Origin of the sequence: Enterocloster citroniae, from assembly GCF_040545455.1 — a bacterium.
Classification (GTDB): Bacteria; Bacillota; Clostridia; order Lachnospirales; family Lachnospiraceae; genus Enterocloster; species Enterocloster citroniae.
On record NZ_JBEPLZ010000027.1, the window covers coordinates 44,815 to 62,385 of the forward strand.

At 48.3% G+C, this 17,571-nt stretch carries 14 protein-coding genes; 1 reads left to right on the forward strand and 13 read right to left on the reverse strand.

The window, feature by feature from the left end; all coding sequences use genetic code 11:
- Nucleotides 1-2: 2 nt before the first annotated feature.
- The 7 genes from ABID13_RS24230 to ABID13_RS24260 form a co-directional block, all read right to left on the reverse strand.
- Nucleotides 3-1,373: a PTS transporter subunit EIIC gene (locus ABID13_RS24230; protein ID WP_048929573.1), complete on the reverse strand. Its 1,371-nt coding sequence runs from the start codon at nucleotides 1,371-1,373 to the stop codon at nucleotides 3-5.
- Nucleotides 1,374-1,514: 141 nt separating this feature from the next.
- Nucleotides 1,515-2,507, reverse strand: a complete 993-nt coding sequence (locus ABID13_RS24235; RefSeq protein ID WP_007868340.1) for a LacI family DNA-binding transcriptional regulator — start codon at nucleotides 2,505-2,507, stop codon at nucleotides 1,515-1,517.
- A gap of 167 nt (nucleotides 2,508-2,674) precedes the next feature.
- Nucleotides 2,675-4,129: a beta-Ala-His dipeptidase gene (pepD, locus tag ABID13_RS24240; RefSeq protein WP_048929574.1), complete on the reverse strand. Its 1,455-nt coding sequence runs from the start codon at nucleotides 4,127-4,129 to the stop codon at nucleotides 2,675-2,677.
- A gap of 34 nt (nucleotides 4,130-4,163) precedes the next feature.
- Nucleotides 4,164-5,525, reverse strand: a complete 1,362-nt coding sequence (locus tag ABID13_RS24245; RefSeq protein ID WP_195415832.1) for an ABC transporter substrate-binding protein — start codon at nucleotides 5,523-5,525, stop codon at nucleotides 4,164-4,166.
- Nucleotides 5,526-5,540: 15 nt separating this feature from the next.
- Nucleotides 5,541-6,941: a family 4 glycosyl hydrolase gene (locus ABID13_RS24250; RefSeq protein ID WP_048929576.1), complete on the reverse strand. Its 1,401-nt coding sequence runs from the start codon at nucleotides 6,939-6,941 to the stop codon at nucleotides 5,541-5,543.
- A 39-nt stretch (nucleotides 6,942-6,980) separates the two neighbouring features.
- Nucleotides 6,981-7,829 carry a carbohydrate ABC transporter permease gene (locus ABID13_RS24255; RefSeq protein WP_048929577.1) on the reverse strand — a complete coding sequence of 283 codons (849 nt, stop codon included), beginning with the start codon at nucleotides 7,827-7,829 and terminating at the stop codon, nucleotides 6,981-6,983.
- Between the two features lie 4 nt (nucleotides 7,830-7,833).
- On the reverse strand, nucleotides 7,834-8,718 hold the full coding sequence (locus tag ABID13_RS24260; RefSeq protein WP_048929578.1) for a carbohydrate ABC transporter permease: 885 nt from the start codon (nucleotides 8,716-8,718) through the stop codon (nucleotides 7,834-7,836).
- Nucleotides 8,719-8,911: 193 nt separating this feature from the next.
- On the opposite strand from ABID13_RS24260, the gene ABID13_RS24265 reads away from it, so the two are divergent.
- Nucleotides 8,912-9,820, forward strand: a complete 909-nt coding sequence (locus ABID13_RS24265; RefSeq protein WP_048929579.1) for a LysR family transcriptional regulator — start codon at nucleotides 8,912-8,914, stop codon at nucleotides 9,818-9,820.
- Nucleotides 9,821-9,967: 147 nt separating this feature from the next.
- Here ABID13_RS24265 and ABID13_RS24270 read toward each other — a convergent pair whose 3' ends face one another.
- The 6 genes from ABID13_RS24270 to ABID13_RS24295 form a co-directional block, all read right to left on the reverse strand.
- Nucleotides 9,968-11,359, reverse strand: coding sequence for an ABC transporter substrate-binding protein (locus ABID13_RS24270; RefSeq protein ID WP_007868343.1), 1,392 nt, complete (start codon nucleotides 11,357-11,359; stop codon nucleotides 9,968-9,970).
- 21 nt (nucleotides 11,360-11,380) lie between these two features.
- Nucleotides 11,381-12,304 carry an amidohydrolase family protein gene (locus ABID13_RS24275; RefSeq protein WP_007868345.1) on the reverse strand — a complete coding sequence of 308 codons (924 nt, stop codon included), beginning with the start codon at nucleotides 12,302-12,304 and terminating at the stop codon, nucleotides 11,381-11,383.
- The gene (locus ABID13_RS24280; RefSeq protein ID WP_007868347.1) at nucleotides 12,301-13,149 is read right to left on the reverse strand and encodes a carbohydrate ABC transporter permease; all 849 of its coding nucleotides are present in this window, start codon (nucleotides 13,147-13,149) and stop codon (nucleotides 12,301-12,303) included. The genes ABID13_RS24275 and ABID13_RS24280 overlap by 4 nt, the downstream gene beginning before the upstream one ends.
- Before the next feature lie 5 nt (nucleotides 13,150-13,154).
- The gene (locus tag ABID13_RS24285) at nucleotides 13,155-14,045 is read right to left on the reverse strand and encodes a carbohydrate ABC transporter permease (RefSeq protein ID WP_045091734.1); all 891 of its coding nucleotides are present in this window, start codon (nucleotides 14,043-14,045) and stop codon (nucleotides 13,155-13,157) included.
- Between the two features lie 18 nt (nucleotides 14,046-14,063).
- Nucleotides 14,064-15,209, reverse strand: a complete 1,146-nt coding sequence (locus ABID13_RS24290; RefSeq protein WP_007868352.1) for an enolase C-terminal domain-like protein — start codon at nucleotides 15,207-15,209, stop codon at nucleotides 14,064-14,066.
- 194 nt (nucleotides 15,210-15,403) lie between these two features.
- Complete coding sequence (locus tag ABID13_RS24295; RefSeq protein ID WP_007868353.1) at nucleotides 15,404-17,398, reverse strand: sigma-54-dependent Fis family transcriptional regulator; 1,995 nt, start codon at nucleotides 17,396-17,398, stop codon at nucleotides 15,404-15,406.
- Nucleotides 17,399-17,571: the final 173 nt, after the last annotated feature.

Consider the following 17,571-nt stretch of genomic DNA (forward strand, 5'->3'; position numbering starts at 1 on the left):
TATTACTCTTCAACTGGTTTATACATCACATAGTTCAATACAAAAGCGGTTATAAACCCAATGAGGCATGCAATCAAATACGTTCCAAGCTGCCCGTTTAAATACAGGAGCATGCCCGGCAATGCGGTGATGGACATACCGGTTCCTGCCAGACCCACAATGGAGGAAAATACTCCTGCGCATCCGCCTCCGATGCATCCGCAGATAAAGGGAGTCAGCCTTGGCAGGTTTCCGCCAAAGATCAAAGGCTCTGTGATGCCTAAAAATGCAGGTACCACGGATGTAAAGTAAAGGGACCTCTGCTTTTTATTTTTTGTCTTGAGCGCAGCCGCAATGCCTGCAGCCCCCTGTGCCACGATCGCGCCGCACACCAGTGCGTTAAAGGGATTGGCTCCTGTATTTGCCAAAAGCTCGATCTCAAGCGCCTTAAAGGTATGGTGTAATCCGGTTATGACAACCGCCTGCTGCAGGGCGCCTACCATAAAGCCGCCAATGCCAAAGGGAATATTCATCAGCATGGAGATCAGGACCACCAATCCCTGTTCAACCATGTGCATGATCGGGCCAATCACGATCAGTCCGATAAAAAGACTGCTGAGAAGTGTGATAAACGGGGTTACGATCAGGTCCAGGACATCCGGTACGATTTTTCTCAATCCCTTTTCAATCTTTGCAGCGATCGCGCCCAGGATCAATGCCGGAAGCACCGAACCCTGATATCCTATGATTGGAATGTTCAGCCCCATCAGACTTAAATAGATGGGTTCCACGCTACCGCTTGCCACCTGGTTTGCATTGGGCAGCTGAGGTGCAACCAGCATAAGGCCGATCACAATACCCAGCGCAGGGGATGCGCCAAACCGTTTCATTACAGAATATGTAACAAGAGCCGGCAGGAACGAAAATGCCGTGTCGATCAGAACCTGTGACAGTGTCAGGAATGTGGGGTTTAATTCCACTCCCAGATTGGTGATCAGACTGCGCAGTCCCATAAAAAGTCCTGTTGCAACCAGGATTGGTATGATTGGAAAAAATACATCCCCCAACAGCCTGGATGCCTTTTGAACTGCATTCATGTTCACGGCCGCGGCCTCTGCCTTGGACATCATCTTTCCTGTGTCCATTCCTGTAATCTCAAGCACCTGCTGGTAGACCTTATTTACAAATCCGGTGCCCAGTATGATCTGATGCTGGCCGGATGCAAAAAAGCTCCCCTTTACGCCGTCAATGGCTTCAATTTCTTTTTTATCAAATTCAGATGCATCCTTAAGAACAAGTCTCAGCCTTGTGGCGCAGTGTTCGACATTTAAGATATTCTCCTGACCGCCGATATGTTTTAATATCTCCTGTGCTGCCTGTTTCTCTTTACTCATAATGACCTCCTATAAAATTATGCAACAATGTACGCGCGTTCATTTGATGAAATAAGCTTAGCTCAGAATTAAATCTCTGTCAAGCAGTTTCATAATTTTTGTACCTTTTCATAAAATACCCACATGATTTTTATAAAATATTCACAATAAACTGGAGGTGGATTCACGGATTACCAGTCTTGGAGACAGATTGACCACTTCTTCCTCCAGATCTCCCTCGATTCCCTGAATGACCAGACCGACTGCGTTTTTTGCAATCTCCTCTATGGGGGATGCAACAGAGGTGAGGGTGGGGATCATCTTTTTTGCCAGCAGTGTATTATTATAGCCGCATACGATCACGTCCTTTGGGACGCTGATCCCACGCTCCACCAGTGCTTTTATCACATCACTGGCAGCAATGTCGCTGTGTGCAAACCATGCAGTGATCTTAGACGGGTCGTGGGATTCAAAATATTGATCAATGATTTCATAGGCCTTTTGATTTTCTGCTGTCTCATGCTGGCTGCACTCCACAATGGCTTTTATCTTCAGTCCGTTTTTTTCAAGCTCATCCCGAAAGCCTTCCAGCTTATTGTTGCCTGCCAATGATCTCAGCGGTCCTATATACCCCACATTCCGGTGACCTAGTTCGCAAAAATGGCGCGCCACCTGCATGCCGCCCTCCTCCGAACTTATAATGATATTTTTCTTATCCGTAAGTTTAAAAAGACTTACCAGGGGTACGCTGATCCCGCTGTACAGCTTCCTGTTAGGCGTTCCGATAGGCCTGACAATGATTCCGTCCACTTTCCTGCGCTTAAAGCCATTGATGATATTGGCTTCCCTAGCCCGGTCTCTCTGGGCATCCCCCAGGATCACGCTATAGCCGTAGATCTCCGCCTCATGTACAATGGCGGTCATAAGGGATGCATACAATGGATTGGATAAATCTGAAAACAGCACTCCGATAATATTGGTCCTATTCCCCGCCAGGCTCTGGGCCACCTGATTCGGCTCATATCCCAGCTTTTTTACCCAGTACATGACATGACTGCGCGTCTCCATCTTGATGGAAGGGTGATTGGATAAAACCCTTGATACAGTTGCCCGTGATACATTTGCCGCCTTGGCGACATCTTCCATTGTAACCATGCTACCTCCCGTATTACATAAACATTCTGTTTTCAGTATACTTTTTTTTTGCAGGATATGCAATGTGAAAAATGATTCCCCATCGGTTTCAGCAAAAAGATACCATCCGGCAGATAATAGTCTTCCTGCCTGATGGTATCTTGATTTTCCGGTTCAATCATATATAGTTATATCTTTGTCAGGTTATAAAGTGTCCTCTCTAACAAAGCATACACCTTTTCAAAGGAATCCATATAGAGGTGTTCATTGGGTGTATGGCAGTCCCTATAGGTGGCCGCCGTGGTGACCACATCCATATCCGGTATCCGCTGTTTTAAGATCACACAGTCATTCCCTCCATGGCTGATGTTAACCACAGGTTCCGTCCCAAACAGTTCACAATAGGTTCTTACCATAACATCTCTGATAGGAGAATGCTCTTCCCAGTCCCATCCATAGTCAAATTCCTCCTGTTCCACCTTCCAGTCCCTCAGTATCAGGTAGGTTCTCATTTCTTCCTTCAGAGCGTCTCCTTGTTCCTTTTCCTCAGATGATATCACTGAATAGATTCTGATTGCATCATCCTGGGTATAAATTTTTTTAACGGCAACGGAACACGATACCTCATGATGGAAGGGTTTTCTGTTTCTTGCTCCGTAGGGGACCAGGTAAATACTGTGGATCAGATTATCGCTGCATTCTTTTGTCAGCATAAGGTTGGTCTGAGGAGTTACCGAAAAAGCGCGTATCCTTATGTCCGGGTCACACTCCCTGTACTCCCTTCGTATCAGGTCCTGCTGCTGGTTCAGGATCTCCCGCATCCGACATTCGTCACCTGATTCCAGAGAGATCACGGCCCTGCAGCTCTCTGCTATTCCCGAGCCCAGCCGTTCCGCACTAACCACCCTGGCATCCATTTCCTTGTTAAGGAAATGAAGTACCCTAAATGTCATCTTGATCGCACAGATCCGCTCCTTTGGTATGCTCTCTCCCTGGCTTCCCCCGCGCAGCCCATCCACTACTATTTCATATGTGTTCCCACTGATTGTTTCCCTGTTCACAGGAAGGGCTGAGGTCATCTCTATTTTGGTGGTGGTTCCCATTCTGAACACCCCTTCCTCCCCTGCATCTAATCCAATCACCCGCCGGGATCTGATCTGGTTGATATCAAAACCTTTCATTCCATCCATTCCCGTCTCTTCCTGCGTGGTAAACAGGCATTCCAGGGGTGGATGCACCAGGCCGTCATGGTTAAGAAGTGTGAGCATAACGGCAACCGCACACCCATTGTCCGCCCCCAGGGTGGTGCCATTGGCCCTCAGGATATTTCCCTCTGCCACAAGTTCAATGGGATCCTTGTTAAAATCATGGGATGACCACTCTTCTTTTGCTCCGACCATGTCCAGATGCCCCTCCAGCAAAATAGGAGGCAGGGCTTCAAATCCCTTGCTTGCGTCCTTTCTCACCAGAACATTATACATATGGTCCTGATAATACCACAATCCCCTCTTTTTAGCAAACTCCACTATATATCCGGAAACTTCCTTTTCATTTCCCGTGACCCTTGGTATCCGTGATATGTCCTCAAAAAATTGGTATAATGCCTGTGGTTCCCTGTCTGTGATTAAGTACCTGTCCGTCATATACTTTTCCCCGTAATTCTGTAGTCTGTAAGTTCTACTTCAGGCTTTCTATGGCCTGATTCACTCCGTCTATTACCATATCCGCGCATTGCTCTGCGCTCATCTGTCCATAACTTTGAGACTGGATCGTCAGCAGGAAAATCCCGTCATCGGAAGACAGGACACTGTTGGAAAATACTATATCCATCATATACCCGCCCCAATCCATCACATGCTCATTGGCCTTTGCCGCAAGGCTGTCGGAAAGGTCCAGCGCAGCAAGCCCCTTCGCATTGCAGGGTACTCCCCGGCTGTCCCCAAGGAAACGTGCACCCTCTTCGCTTCCAAACAGGTATTCTATGAGCATTGCCGCTTCCTTTGGATGCTTAGTGGTAGCAGGAATTGCCAGGCACTGAGATATTTTCAGCAGTCCGCCATGATAATCTCCCATCTCCAACATAGGCCCAATGATACATTCCCCATCCTCCAGTGCTTCCTGATGCTTCTGCAGATTGCTGTCCCACATATAGATGCCTGCATAATGTCCGTCAATCCAGTTTTGGTTCGTGTCAATCAGATCCGCTCCATCTCCGGCCATCTTTTCTGAGCTTGGAAGTACATGATTGTCTTCCAGCATTTTCATAAACTCAAATCCATCTATCAGCTCTTCCCTGGAGTATTGTAATTCCATGTCATCCACCCATGGTTTCCCATATTTGCACTCCAGGAAATACATCATCATATATATTTTTTCGTTTTCAAGGATCACCAGAGGATAATAGCTTCCATTTTCATATTCAGAAAACTTCTTTCCTGCTTCCACCAGTTCATCCAGAGTGGAAGGGATGGGAACTCCTATTTTATCAAATGTTGTCTTATTCCAGAAAAATACACGTCCGGTTTTTGAAATAGGAACAGCCTGGAGAGAGCCGTTGATAGTATAAAAGTCCAGGTCTGACTGCTCATAAGCGGTCAGGTCCAGCACATCCGATACAGTATTTAGATCCAGAAAGGTGTCACCCTTGGGTGAATAGTCAAAAATCCAGTTCATATTCATCTGAAGCACATCAGCCGCCACCTTGGAGTTTAAAGCCAACGCAATCTTTTCCTGGTGCCCGCTGTAGGCTTCATATTCCGGCTCCACATGGATATTGGGATGCAGTTCTTCAAATGCATGTATTCCCTTTAACGTGGCCTCGTGCCTACTGTCCCCTCCCCACCAGTTCATGCGGATCGTAGCTTCCCCCTCTGATTCCTCTGATGTTCCTTCCTTTCCCCCTGTTTCAGAGGGTTGTCCCTGTTTCTCTGTCTGCGCAGCTGCCCCCGCTGCCGAGGACGGAGCCGCACTGGGCATACACCCTGTCAGGGATGCTGCCAACAGGCCAGTTAATACTGCCAATGCCAATTTTTTTCTCATAATCGTCTTCTCCTTTTATTTATTCCATCCCTCAGGAAGGTATTTTTGGGTGTTCCGTATCATATCATCAACCAGCCGGACGATTGCCTCCTTGTCCCTGCATTTTGCCCTGACCAGCGGATCTCTCATAAATGCTTCCACTACAAGAGTTCTGTCATATGTTTTTGATGCCTGAAGGATCCGTTTGTGATTCTCCAGATGGGGCAGGATCAGATTCCGAATCCCTTCCGGCAGCGCTCCAGCCGACACAGGTCTAACATGGTCTTTATAAAATACAGCGTTTGTCTCCACCACGGATCCAAGAGGCAGGTCCGGGCATTGGCCTGTATTGGGAAGATTTACATTGCTGACCAGTCTGTCCAGTCCTGTAAGGGCCTTTATAAGAAGGATTCCCTCCTCCCCGGACGGCTCCATATCCACATCCATTTCTCCTGATACAAGTTTTTTACTTTTTTCCAGTTTTTCTTCTAGATTCCGCTTGCGCCACTGTACTGTGGTCAGTCCAAATTTCCAGCTTTCAACGGTTTCCGGATCATTTAGGTACCAGTCCCCCGGCATAAACTCTGCCAGATGGCGGTCCCCCGCAGCGGCGATCATGCCATACCGCCTGAACAAATCAAATTTCACACGGTGAGCACAGCAAAATGTAGAATTAGCCCAGTTCCTATCAGGATCATCAAAACCTTCCTCATAATGTCCATCTATGAACTCCTCATAGATGGGGAACAGATCAATTCCTTGATAGAAGGCCTCACTGAACCATGTAAAATGGTTAATACCCTGAACATTTACAATAATTTCTCTTCTCTGAATATCCTTGATCCCCAGTTTCAAAGAACAAATATCAGCCAGAACCCTCTGTGTACCGAACACTTCATGGCAGCATCCAAAGGCTTTTATTCCCGGAAATACATCATACAGGATCTGTATACAGAGACTCATGGGATTGGTGTAGTTGACGACCCAGGCATTGGGTGCGTATTCCCTAATAGCCTCCCCGATTTCCACAAACATGGGAAGAGTTCTCAGCGCCCTGATCATACCTCCCGGCCCGGCCGTATCACCCACAGACTGGTAAATTCCCAGACGCTCCGGAAGATGGACATCGGATTCCATTTCATCAAATGTTCCCGGCAGGATAGAAATGACCACAAAATCGCATCCCGTCAATGCCGCCTTCAAAGAATCAGCTACTATATAGTTCCACTTCCCCACACTGTCAGACCTGGCATTTACCTTGTTACCGATTATTTCATTGGCCTTAGCTGCCTCCTGATCAATATCATACAGTATGATTGTTCCGCTCATAGAGGGTTCGATTGCCAGGTCGGTCATAAATTTCCACGCCCATCCCCTGGACCCCCCTCCAATATACGCAATCCTGATATCACCGGTTTTTCCATTTTCATAGATCATTTTCTCAAACCTGCCTTTCTTTTTTCAGTCTTTATATATCTATCCCTTGATCCCGCCAGCAGCAATCCCGTCCACAAAGGAACTCTGGGCAAGGAAGAACACAATAAGTGTTGGAACAATTGCCAGAAGCGACATTGCCAGCACACGATTCCACTCAAACCCCGTATCCATATCCATGGACATTCTAAGGAAAATGGACACTGGATATTTGGAAACCGTATTGACGTAGATCAGTGGTCCCATAAAATCATTGGAGGACCACATAAATTGAAACAGTGCGCATGAGACAATAGAGGGTTTCAGCATAGGGGCGATCACATACCATAGCCGTTGAATGACATTACATCCATCGATCTCAGCCGCTTCCTCCAGTTCCCTTGGTATGCCTCTCAGGAACTGGATCAGCATATAAACAAAATAGGTATCTCCCGCAAGCAGAGATGGAATGACCAGGGGGAGATAGGTATCCAGCCAGCCCAGCTGGTTAAAAAGGACGTATTGAGGCACGTTTAGGACAACCTGGGGCAGGAATAAGGTGGACAGCAATATGACAAAGGACGCCCTTTTTCCTGGAAACTCAAATCTGGCAAATCCATAGGCAGTGATCACTGCTGATACGACCGTGACCAGCACCTTAGGAATCACAAATTTATAGGTGTTAACCATAAAATGCAGGAAATTCATATTCTCGTATCCCGCCATTCCCTTTTTATATCCGCTCAGCGTTGGGGCACGAGGTATAAAACCCGGGTTTGAAAATATCTCCGAATTTGTCTTAAAGGAGGCTCCCACCATCCAGACAAGAGGGTATACCATAAGAAATCCAACAATGATCAGTACGGTATACCTGAAAAATGTATTGATCGTATTTCTGGTCTTTCTGCTCATGCCCCTACCTCCCATCCTCATCTGAGTAATAGACCCAATACTTCTGGCTTACAAAGGCAACCACAGTAAATGCCATAATGACAAAGAACAGCAGCCACGCAATCGCGCTGGCCATACCCATCTCATAGCTCTTAAACGCATTATTATACACCAGCAATGAAACCAATGTGGTGGATCTAAGAGGACCTCCCTGGGTTATGATATAGGGACTGTTGAACTCCTGGAATTTATGGCAGAGCTGTGTTACAAAATTATAAAATATAACCGGAGTTATAAGCGGGATGGTGATACTGAAAAATTCCCTCCATTTTCCTGCCCCATCAATGGAAGCGGCTTCGTAAAGATCAGTGGGAACTCCCTTTAAGGCTGCAAGAAAGATGACCATGGGGGAACCAAACTGCCACACCTTTAACAGCACAATGACAAAGAATGCTCCATCCGGTTTTCCCAGCCAATTATATGGCTCAATAGAAAACCAGGCCAGAGCCATATTGACCAGTCCTTCTGTCTTAAACAGGAACCGCCACAGAACAGCAATGGACACAGAGCCGCCCAGTATGGAGGGAATATAGTACGCCACACGAAAAAACTTAACCCCCCTGATCTTAAAGTTTAAAATATAAGCAATAAACAGCGCAAAGATCAACTCCAGCGGAACTGTTATAAACGCATATTTAAAAGTTACGGAAAAAGCTTTGATCATCAGCGGATCCTTTAGTATTTTTATGTAATTTCCAAATGCTGTAAATGTCGGTGTGCGAAACAGATTGTAATCATAAAAACTGTAAATCATGGATGAAATAAATGGGTACAGTTTAAAGATGACAAACCCCAGCCACCATGGAATGATAAAAAGTAATCCATAATTTTTCTTCAAAAACCTTTTCACTGTCACTCCTCCTTAACACCTTTGTCTATTCGCACTAAATATCCCTCGCACCTGAGATTATTTTATAACATTTGCACAATAATTGCCAATATACAATGTTCATTGCAACTATTGAAAAAATCAATGGTATTGTTTACAATAAACTTAATCTGCAGTATTGCTTTTGTCAATTAAAGGTTGGGGAGGATATGCCATGGATCTAAGACAATTAAACTATATAACCGTTATTGCAGAAGAACTAAATCTCACAAGGGCAGCGGAACGCCTTTTTGTTTCCCAGTCCACGCTCAGTCTATACCTGAGCAGGCTGGAGAAAGAACTGGGCATACGGCTTTTCAGCCGGAAAAACAATCGCCTTGTCATCACCGCCAAGGGTGAACTCTATGTGGAAACTGCCAGGAAGATGCTGGACATGCAAAAGGAACTGTATGAACAGCTTCATATCAATCAACATGAAATGACCCTGAATCTGGGTATCTCCTCCCTATTCATGCTGAAGATCTTTGCTGAGGTCTTTCCCCGATTCAAACCTCTTGCCCCACATTTTAATGTAAATGTGACCGAAGGGCGGGCCACCGCACTTTTACGTAGGCTGAGCGAGGGATCGCTGGATGTGGCAATTGTGGGGCGCGATAAAATAATACAGGATGAGAATTATCAGATTCAGGTACTGCGAAGGGAAGAAATGTTTCTTGTACTCCCCCCTTCCCATCCCCACGCATATGCAGCTTCCTCTGACTATTCCGATCCTCCCACGGCTGACATGTCCCTGTTCTGCAACGAAAATTTCACATTGTCCCCCCATGACACCTGTGATTACCAGATCGCACAGAGATTGTTTCATGATCACCATATGAACGCCAATGTCATATGTGAATTAAACAACACCCTTTCGCTTTGCCAAATGGTAATGGACGGACTCTGCCTGTCTGTGATTCCCGCCTACTGTATCCCCCGGAATATGGGACTTTTAGTCTGCCGTCCTCCCCAGCCCTATTACCGCTATCTGCTTTGCTTTCAGCACAAAGGGCAGAAAATGTCCAAGGAGGGAATTGCCCTGTTAGGTATGCTCATTGATACCTACAACCATTACTATGAGTAGGAATGTGGAGGATGCGATCAGCAAAATCCATAAAATAAGAGCGCTGCCGGCAACTTTCTCAAGCTGCTGGAAGCGCTCTTTTAAACCTCATCTAACTCTCACTCAAATCTCATGTAATTCCAGTATCTAATTCCTCTTTCACCGCCCTTATCTTGCCAGTTCCTGGGCTACCCCGTCCAGTACGATCTTTGCACAGGACATGGAATCGCTCTCCCCGTAGCTGGAAAGCTGAAGGGCGTTAAAGAATGTGCCGTCCGCACCGGTAAAGGAATTTCTTTCAAAGGTAGGGTCCATCTGGAAGCTGCTCCATGCCACTGCCTTTGCATTGGCCTCTGCCACCTGGCTTCCGCTTAAGTCCAGCATGGCCAGTCCCTCCTTGTTGGCAGGAACACCGCGGGTGTCTCCCAGGGTCTTTACACCGTCTTCCTCAGCTACCAGGAACTGGATCAACGCAGCAGCCTCTGCCGGATGCTCCGTGGTTGCGCTGATGCCAAATGCCTGGTTTACCTTGATAAAGCCACCGTGGTAATCTCCCATCTCAACGTAATCACCAATCACAAACTCGCCGTCCTTTACTGCCTCCGCATGCTTTACAACTGAGGTGTCATACAGGAAAATGCCGGCATAATGGCCATCGATCCAGTTTGCGTTTGTGTCGATCAGATCGGCGCCGTCTCCCGCCACCTTCTGAAGGGTGGGGATCACGTGATTGTCCTCCAGGTTCTTAAGGAAGTCAAACCCTTCTGCAACCTCCTCCTGACTGTACTGCAGCGCGCCATCCTTTACCCAGTCCTTGCCGTACTTACACTGCAGGTAATAAACCATGAGGAACGCGCGGTCCAGTTCCTTTGTGACCAGTGGATAGTAGGATTCGTCATATGCCTCGAATGCTTTGCCCGCTGCCAGCAGTTCATCTAATGTGCCCGGAATCTCCACGCCGATCTTGTCAAAGGTAGTCTTGTTCCAACAGAACACCCTTCCCGTATTGCTGATGGGGATCGCGTCCAGCTTGCCATTGATGGTAAACACAGCCTTGTCCCCCTCTGTATAATTGTCCAGGTTCAAGATATTGGATACCTTATTCAGATCATAGAAGTTGTCCCCGTTTGGCGAATAGGTGGGAACCCAGCTCCAGTCCAGCTGCATCACGTCCGCCGCATTGCCGGACTTGATTCCCAGGGCGATTTTCTCCTCATGGCCGTTAAATGCCTCATACTCGGCTGTCACCGTAATGTTGGGATATTTCTCCTGAAATTTTTCAATGGCAGCCAGGGTGGCCTGATGTCTGGAATCTCCGCCCCACCAGTTCATCCTCAGGGTGATGGGCGTCTGGGTATCCACCGCCAGTTCTGCTGCTGCTTCCCCTGCGCCCTGTGCAGCCTCACTTCCACCCGCATTTTCCTGCGCCGTGCTGCTCTCCTGCGTGTTCTGTGCCGCTGTGGCATCCTGCTGCTTTGCCGTTGGCATACAGCCCGCTGTGCTGACAGCCATTGCTCCTGCCAGAAGCAGGGCCCCTAATTTTCTAACATTCTTTTTCATTTTTCTTCCTTCCCTTCTACATTATTTATGATTAAAGTAAACTTCATAAGCATTTTCATAAAAAACCAGTTCTTTTTCCATGTCCGTAAGCACAGGAGATTCATCTATATAGCTGACATAATGTCCATATACATCTTCTTTCAGGGCCGAGGGCATATCCGTGCCGAACATCAGCTTCCCTGCTCCCACGATCTCCTTGGCCATTTGGATAAAATCAATGGCTTTGGGATACGGGTATTCATCCGGCCTGCAGTTATGGACCAGGCTTGACAGGTCAAACCAGAGGTTGGGGAGCCGCAGCAGCTCTAAGGCCCGGCGCAGCCTGTCTCTGTCCTTATCCGATGGGGCCAGCAGATGGCAGGCCACAAATTTCATTTCCGGATATCTTTTAACCAGGTTTTTAAGCTCCGGAACCTGCCAGCTGTCACTTCCGCATTTTCCAATGTCAATTACAAACACATGACCATGGTCACAGGCGTAGGAACAGGCTTCATCCATCACAGTCCCGTCCAGCTTAAATTCTGGGTGGATGGCCATCAGACCGGAACCGGTGCTCACCTCGAACTTTTCTATCATAAAGCCCAGCTCTTCAAACAGGTATCTGCGGATTCCATCCCTGTCCCTGGAAAATGGGTCGTACGCGCCGGCACCGGCAAACCGGTCCGGGTATTTTTTGACTGCCAGGTGGGTGTAATAATTCTGATAACCGTAGAAATTCCCCTGAAGCAGCACTGCCTTTTCCACCCCGTTCCCATCCATCACCTGCAGCAGCTGCTCCGGTGTCACGCAGTCCCCGCCAAACTCCTGGGGTATCATCCTTACGGTCTGTCCATTGGCATATACGGCCATTCCGTTTCCAATACTGCGCAGCTCGCCGCCCGCACCTGTGCCGGCAATGTACTGGACCACATGGGCATGGCTGTCAATGATCCGCCGGTTTCTCATCCTTTCACACCTCCTGCCGCAATTCCTTCCACAAAGGAATCCTGGGCTGCAAAGAATACAACCAATGACGGAATGATGGCAATCAGCGACATTGCCAGCACCCTGTTCCACTCAAATCCCACGTCCGCGTCCATGGACATGCGGAGGAAAATGGACACCGGGTATTTGGCCACTGTATTGACATAGATCAGAGGGCCCATAAAATCATTGGACGCCCACATGAACTGGAACAGTGCACAGGAGACAATGGAGGGCTTCAGCATAGGTACGATCACATACCACAGCCTCTGCATGATCCCGCATCCATCAATCTCAGCCGCTTCCTCCAGTTCCCTTGGTATCCCCCGAAGGAATTGGATCAACATGTATACAAAGTAGGTATCCCCTGCCAGCAGGGAGGGAATCACTATGGGCAGGTAGGAATCCAGCCATCCCACCTGGTCAAAGAGTATATACTGGGGCACATTCAGCACCACCTGAGGCAGGAAAAGGGTGGACAGCAATACTGCAAAGGAAAAGCGTTTGCCCATAAAGTTAAACCGTGCAAACCCATAGGCGGTCAACGTGGCTGAAGCCACGGTAAAAAGCACTTTGGGTATCACAAATTTGTAGGTGTTTGCCATGAAATGGAGAAGCGTCATCCCCTGGTATCCTGCAAAGCCTTTTTTATACCCATTCAGAGTGGGTGCCTTTGGTATAAAGCTTACACTTGAAAATATCTGTTCATTGGTCATAAAGGAGGCTCCGATCATCCAGATCAGGGGATATACCATAAAAACTCCCACCACCAAAAGGATGACATACCTGCAGACCATATTGACTTTATAGCGTGTTTCACGAGTCATTGCATTTACCTCCCATCCTCATCTGAATAATATACCCAGTATCTCTGGCTCAGGAATGATACAGCCGTCAGGGTCATGATGATCAGGAACAACAGCCAGGCAATGGCGCTTGCCATTCCCATCTCATAACTCTTAAAGGCATTGTTATACACCAGAAGGGATACCAGAGTGGTGGAGCGGAGCGGTCCTCCCTGGGTCACAATAAAGGGGCCGTTAAATTCCTGGAACTTATTGCACAGCTGGGTGACAAAGTTATAAAAAATAACAGGTGTGATAAGGGGTATGGTTATGCTGAAGAACTGCTTCCATTTTCCCGCCCCGTCAATGGAAGCCGCCTCATACAGGTCCTGGGACACGCCCTTTAAGGCTGCAAGGAAGATCACCATGGGCGAGCCAAACTGCCATATCCTCAAAAGCACGATCACCCAGAAAGCCCCGGTGGGATCCCCCAGCCAGTTAAAGGGCTGGATGCCGAACCTGGATCCGATCATGTTCACAAGTCCCTCTGTCTTAAACAGGAATCTCCACAATACCGCAATGGAAACCGACCCGCCCAGAATGGAAGGGATATAGTAGGCTGTCCTGAAAAAGTTCACACCCTTGATCTTAAAATTCAGGATATAAGCGATAAACAGGGCAAATATCAGTTCCAGCGGAACTGTAAGAAACGCATACTTAAAGGTCTGCACAAAGGCCTTCATGATCAAAGGGTCGCCCAATATCTTTTTATAGTTGTTCAGACCTGCAAAGGAGGCTGTCCTGAAAAGATTGTAATCATGAAAGCTGTAGATCAGTGACGATGCAAAGGGGTACAGCTTAAAGATCACAAACCCGATCCACCATGGCAGGATCAGCAGCAGCCCCACATTCCTTTTTTTGAATGTCTTAAATTTCATTCCATTGCCTCCTTACGGTTACCAATTTTTCGGATAGTATATTTCCCTGCTCTCCATAAGCCCGTCCTTTTCCAGCTTATCGATGTCCATTCGCTGGGGATTGCCCGGAAGCTCCGGCTGGCAGTAGAAGCGCCCGTTCTTTTCCTCGGGCTGGAACAGGGTGTAAGCGCCCACAGGACGGCTGATCGGCTCATGGTATTCGATCCATTCATCCTCGCTGTAAAGGCAGCCAAAGATGGCGTTCAGGTATATTCTTCCACCGGATGTGAATTTAACTCCCTTTTCACGGGCCAGATCACGGATTCTTATGATGTCATCCATTCTTGTCATCCTGCCCAATGACGGCTGAACATGGTCCACGCCCTTTTCAATATAGGTTTCATATTCATAATAGATTCTCATGGACTCCCCAAAGGCAATGGGAATGGCCACCCCCATGTCCTTTAAGCGGCGGATCCCGTTCATGTCATGGGAGTGGATGGGCTCCTCCAGCCATGCCAGGTTATATGGCTCACACAGCTTCGCAAACCGGAACGCGCTGTCCACATCCCATCTCTGGTTGCAGTCAACCGCCACCCCGATCCGGTCTCCCACAGCCTTTCGGACCATCTCGATCCTGCGCAGGTCCCGCTCCATATCCATGCCGTCCTGGCTTCCCACCTTAAACTTAACCGTGGTATATCCTTCCTCCACATACCGGACCATATCCTCTACCAGCTCATGATCCTCCAGGAGAAGGGAACCGCCTCCCTTATAAGCCTGGGCCCAATCCTTATTGGCCCCCATAAATCTGTGAAGAGGTTTTCCCTCCCTCTGGGCCAGCATGTCCAGCATCATCAGGTCCAGCTGCCCCACTTCCACCGCCTTCTCACTTTGAAATCCGGCGTTTCGTATCTTCCAGTAAAGGCTGTTCCTCCACTCATTGTAGCTGTGCTCCTCCCCATTCAAGACCATGGGAAGGATGTCCGCAATAAACCCGGGTCCCACTGCCAGGTGGGCGCATGCACCTTCCTGGTCATACAGTTCAATGCAGCCCTGTTCCGGCGCAAACTTTCCCATTCCTCCGGTTCCGTCCTTAAAGGGCTTGGGCAGGGGTATTTTATGAAAATGATAGTATACGGCTTTTGTAAATTTTATTTTATCCTCAAACGAAAATGTAAACATCCTCATTGCCTCCCGTTTATCTGTTATCTTACGTGTACATTATATATTTTTCCGTCATAATAACAATGGACATTATAAACGAGAAAACGCATGGTGATTATACAAATCACACATGCGCCGTTCCGACTATTGCATTGTATTACATTTCTTTTTCAAACCTTTTCATAACCCATTCAAAACGAATGTATACACGCTTAAATTTCAATGCCGTAAAGCTTCATTTTTCTCCACAATGTGGTGGTGCTGATGCCCATCTTTTTGGCTGTAAGGGTTCTGTTCCCATTGCACAGCTGAAGGGTTTCTATGATCGTTTCCCTGATCCTGTCCCTGCCGCTGTTAGTGGGCGCCGGATCCGGACAGCTTCCGTTAGGCATTCCCTGTCCTGTCTGCATCTGCCCCGCTGCGTCCTGGCTGCCGGGCGGCGTCAGCCCATGCTGAATGTAATAATCCGGCTCCTGGGTATGCTCATACAACTCCTCCAGCAGTCCCTTCACATATTCTTCCGTGATTGTCCTTCTTCCCACTGTCAGGATCATCCTCTCGCAGAATGATCTCATCTGTATGGTATTCCCCGGCCACCCGTAGGCCAGTAGCATCTTTCTGGCCCCGGCTGTAATGGCGTGATAGCGGTAGTACTGGTCCATATACTTTTTCATATAGGAATCCAGGAGATAGGCCATGTCGTCAGGGCGCTGGCACAGTCCCGGAATCTTTATCTTCAGGGCGTTGAGGGAATAATAAAGGTCGCTTCTCATACGGTTCAGGCGGCGGCAGGTATCAATATCCTTGGATGTACACGCGATGATCCGTATATCCACTATCTTCATATTCTCAATGGAGTTAAAAAGGATCCTTCTGCTTCTCAGCATTTTGGAGAAATGATACTGGACCGGCAGGGTCATCTTATCAATACTCTGTATCACAAGGGTTCCCTTGTCCGCCTGCCACACAGCCCCCTTTTCCACGTCCTTGCCCTTGGGGTCGGCTGAACCGAACAGGGTCTTCATCTGCTGGTCCTCGCTCATCCCGGCCAGATTAATGGCAATGAACGGATTGTTCTTTCTCAGGCTGTAATTATGTATTCCCTGGCAGATGGCATCCTGCTCCGGGCCCGCATACCCCTCGATCAGGACCGGGCTGGAGGACTGGGCATAGAGCTTTGCCAGCCGGATCGTATCCTTAAGTCCCGGCAGCTCCTGCTCAATGTCCTCAAATGTGCCATGGGCCACATACCCTCTCAGATACTGCTCGTGAAGGCGGTTCTCCTCCTCTATTTCAAGGCGCTTTAACCGGTTGCAGGAGAGGATGGCCCCCTCGGGCCTGCCTTCCACCATAATAGGCTCGATTACCATCACAAGGGTGGAGGATCCCTGGTTGATAAAGGTGGTATAATTCTCCATGCCGCCGCTTATCACCTTGGAAAGGATCTCCCCGTCCAGTTCCCCAAACAGCTTGCCCACCGGCATTCCCACCGCATTCTTTTCAGCAACCCCGGTAATCTGTTCCATCACCCGGTTCATCACAAGCACGGTCCCGTTGTTTGTCACCTTCATGATCCCGTTAAAGGAGCTGTCCAGAATGGTGGAGAACTGGGCATAATTGCGCTGTTCCGCCTGAGCCATCCTGTACAGTGATTCGGCATTGTCCATGGCCGTTCGGATGGATTCTCCTGTGGAGAAAAACGCCAGGGACGGGATCCCCTGTCTGTCGGCAGCCTCCCTGGTGGATTTTCCGCCTATTATGATGTCGGGATGATCCTCACAGGCCCGCGCAAATACGCTGCGCCATTCCTCATCCTCCTTAAACTGGTAACGAAGCAGGCGGACGCCGTACAGCTCATCAAAATACGTGGTGTCACAAAGCATATTTTCCCAGTAAAAGACAGCTATCTTTGGATTCTCCTTACCCACCGCCGCCTTGGCCCGGTTGACCAGGACTCCCATCTCCTGTCCGGTCATCTGTATCTCCGAGACAGCCACATTTGTGTACCAGCGTATATTGGCCAGCTGCTTTCCCCTGGCCACAATGATATTGATCCCCTGCTCCGATATGGCCTTCCTGGCCTCATACACGGCTTCCTCTGTCTCAATGACCTTGAGGACCTTTACATGATACTCTTTTTCCTTTAAGATCTCTTCTACCTGTCCGTACATCTCCTGGTCCGGCACAAACACTGCAATCCCTGACACAATATCCTCTCCTGACTTTTCCTGTCAACCGCTTCTCCTGCAACATTTCCACCAAAAGGGCGCTGCAAGCTGATCCTGCAGCGCCCTGTAGGCACGATCCATATGCACCCCTGCGGACTTATGCCGGAGGCACGCCATGCTCCACATAACATGATGCATCTGCGCGTCTTCGC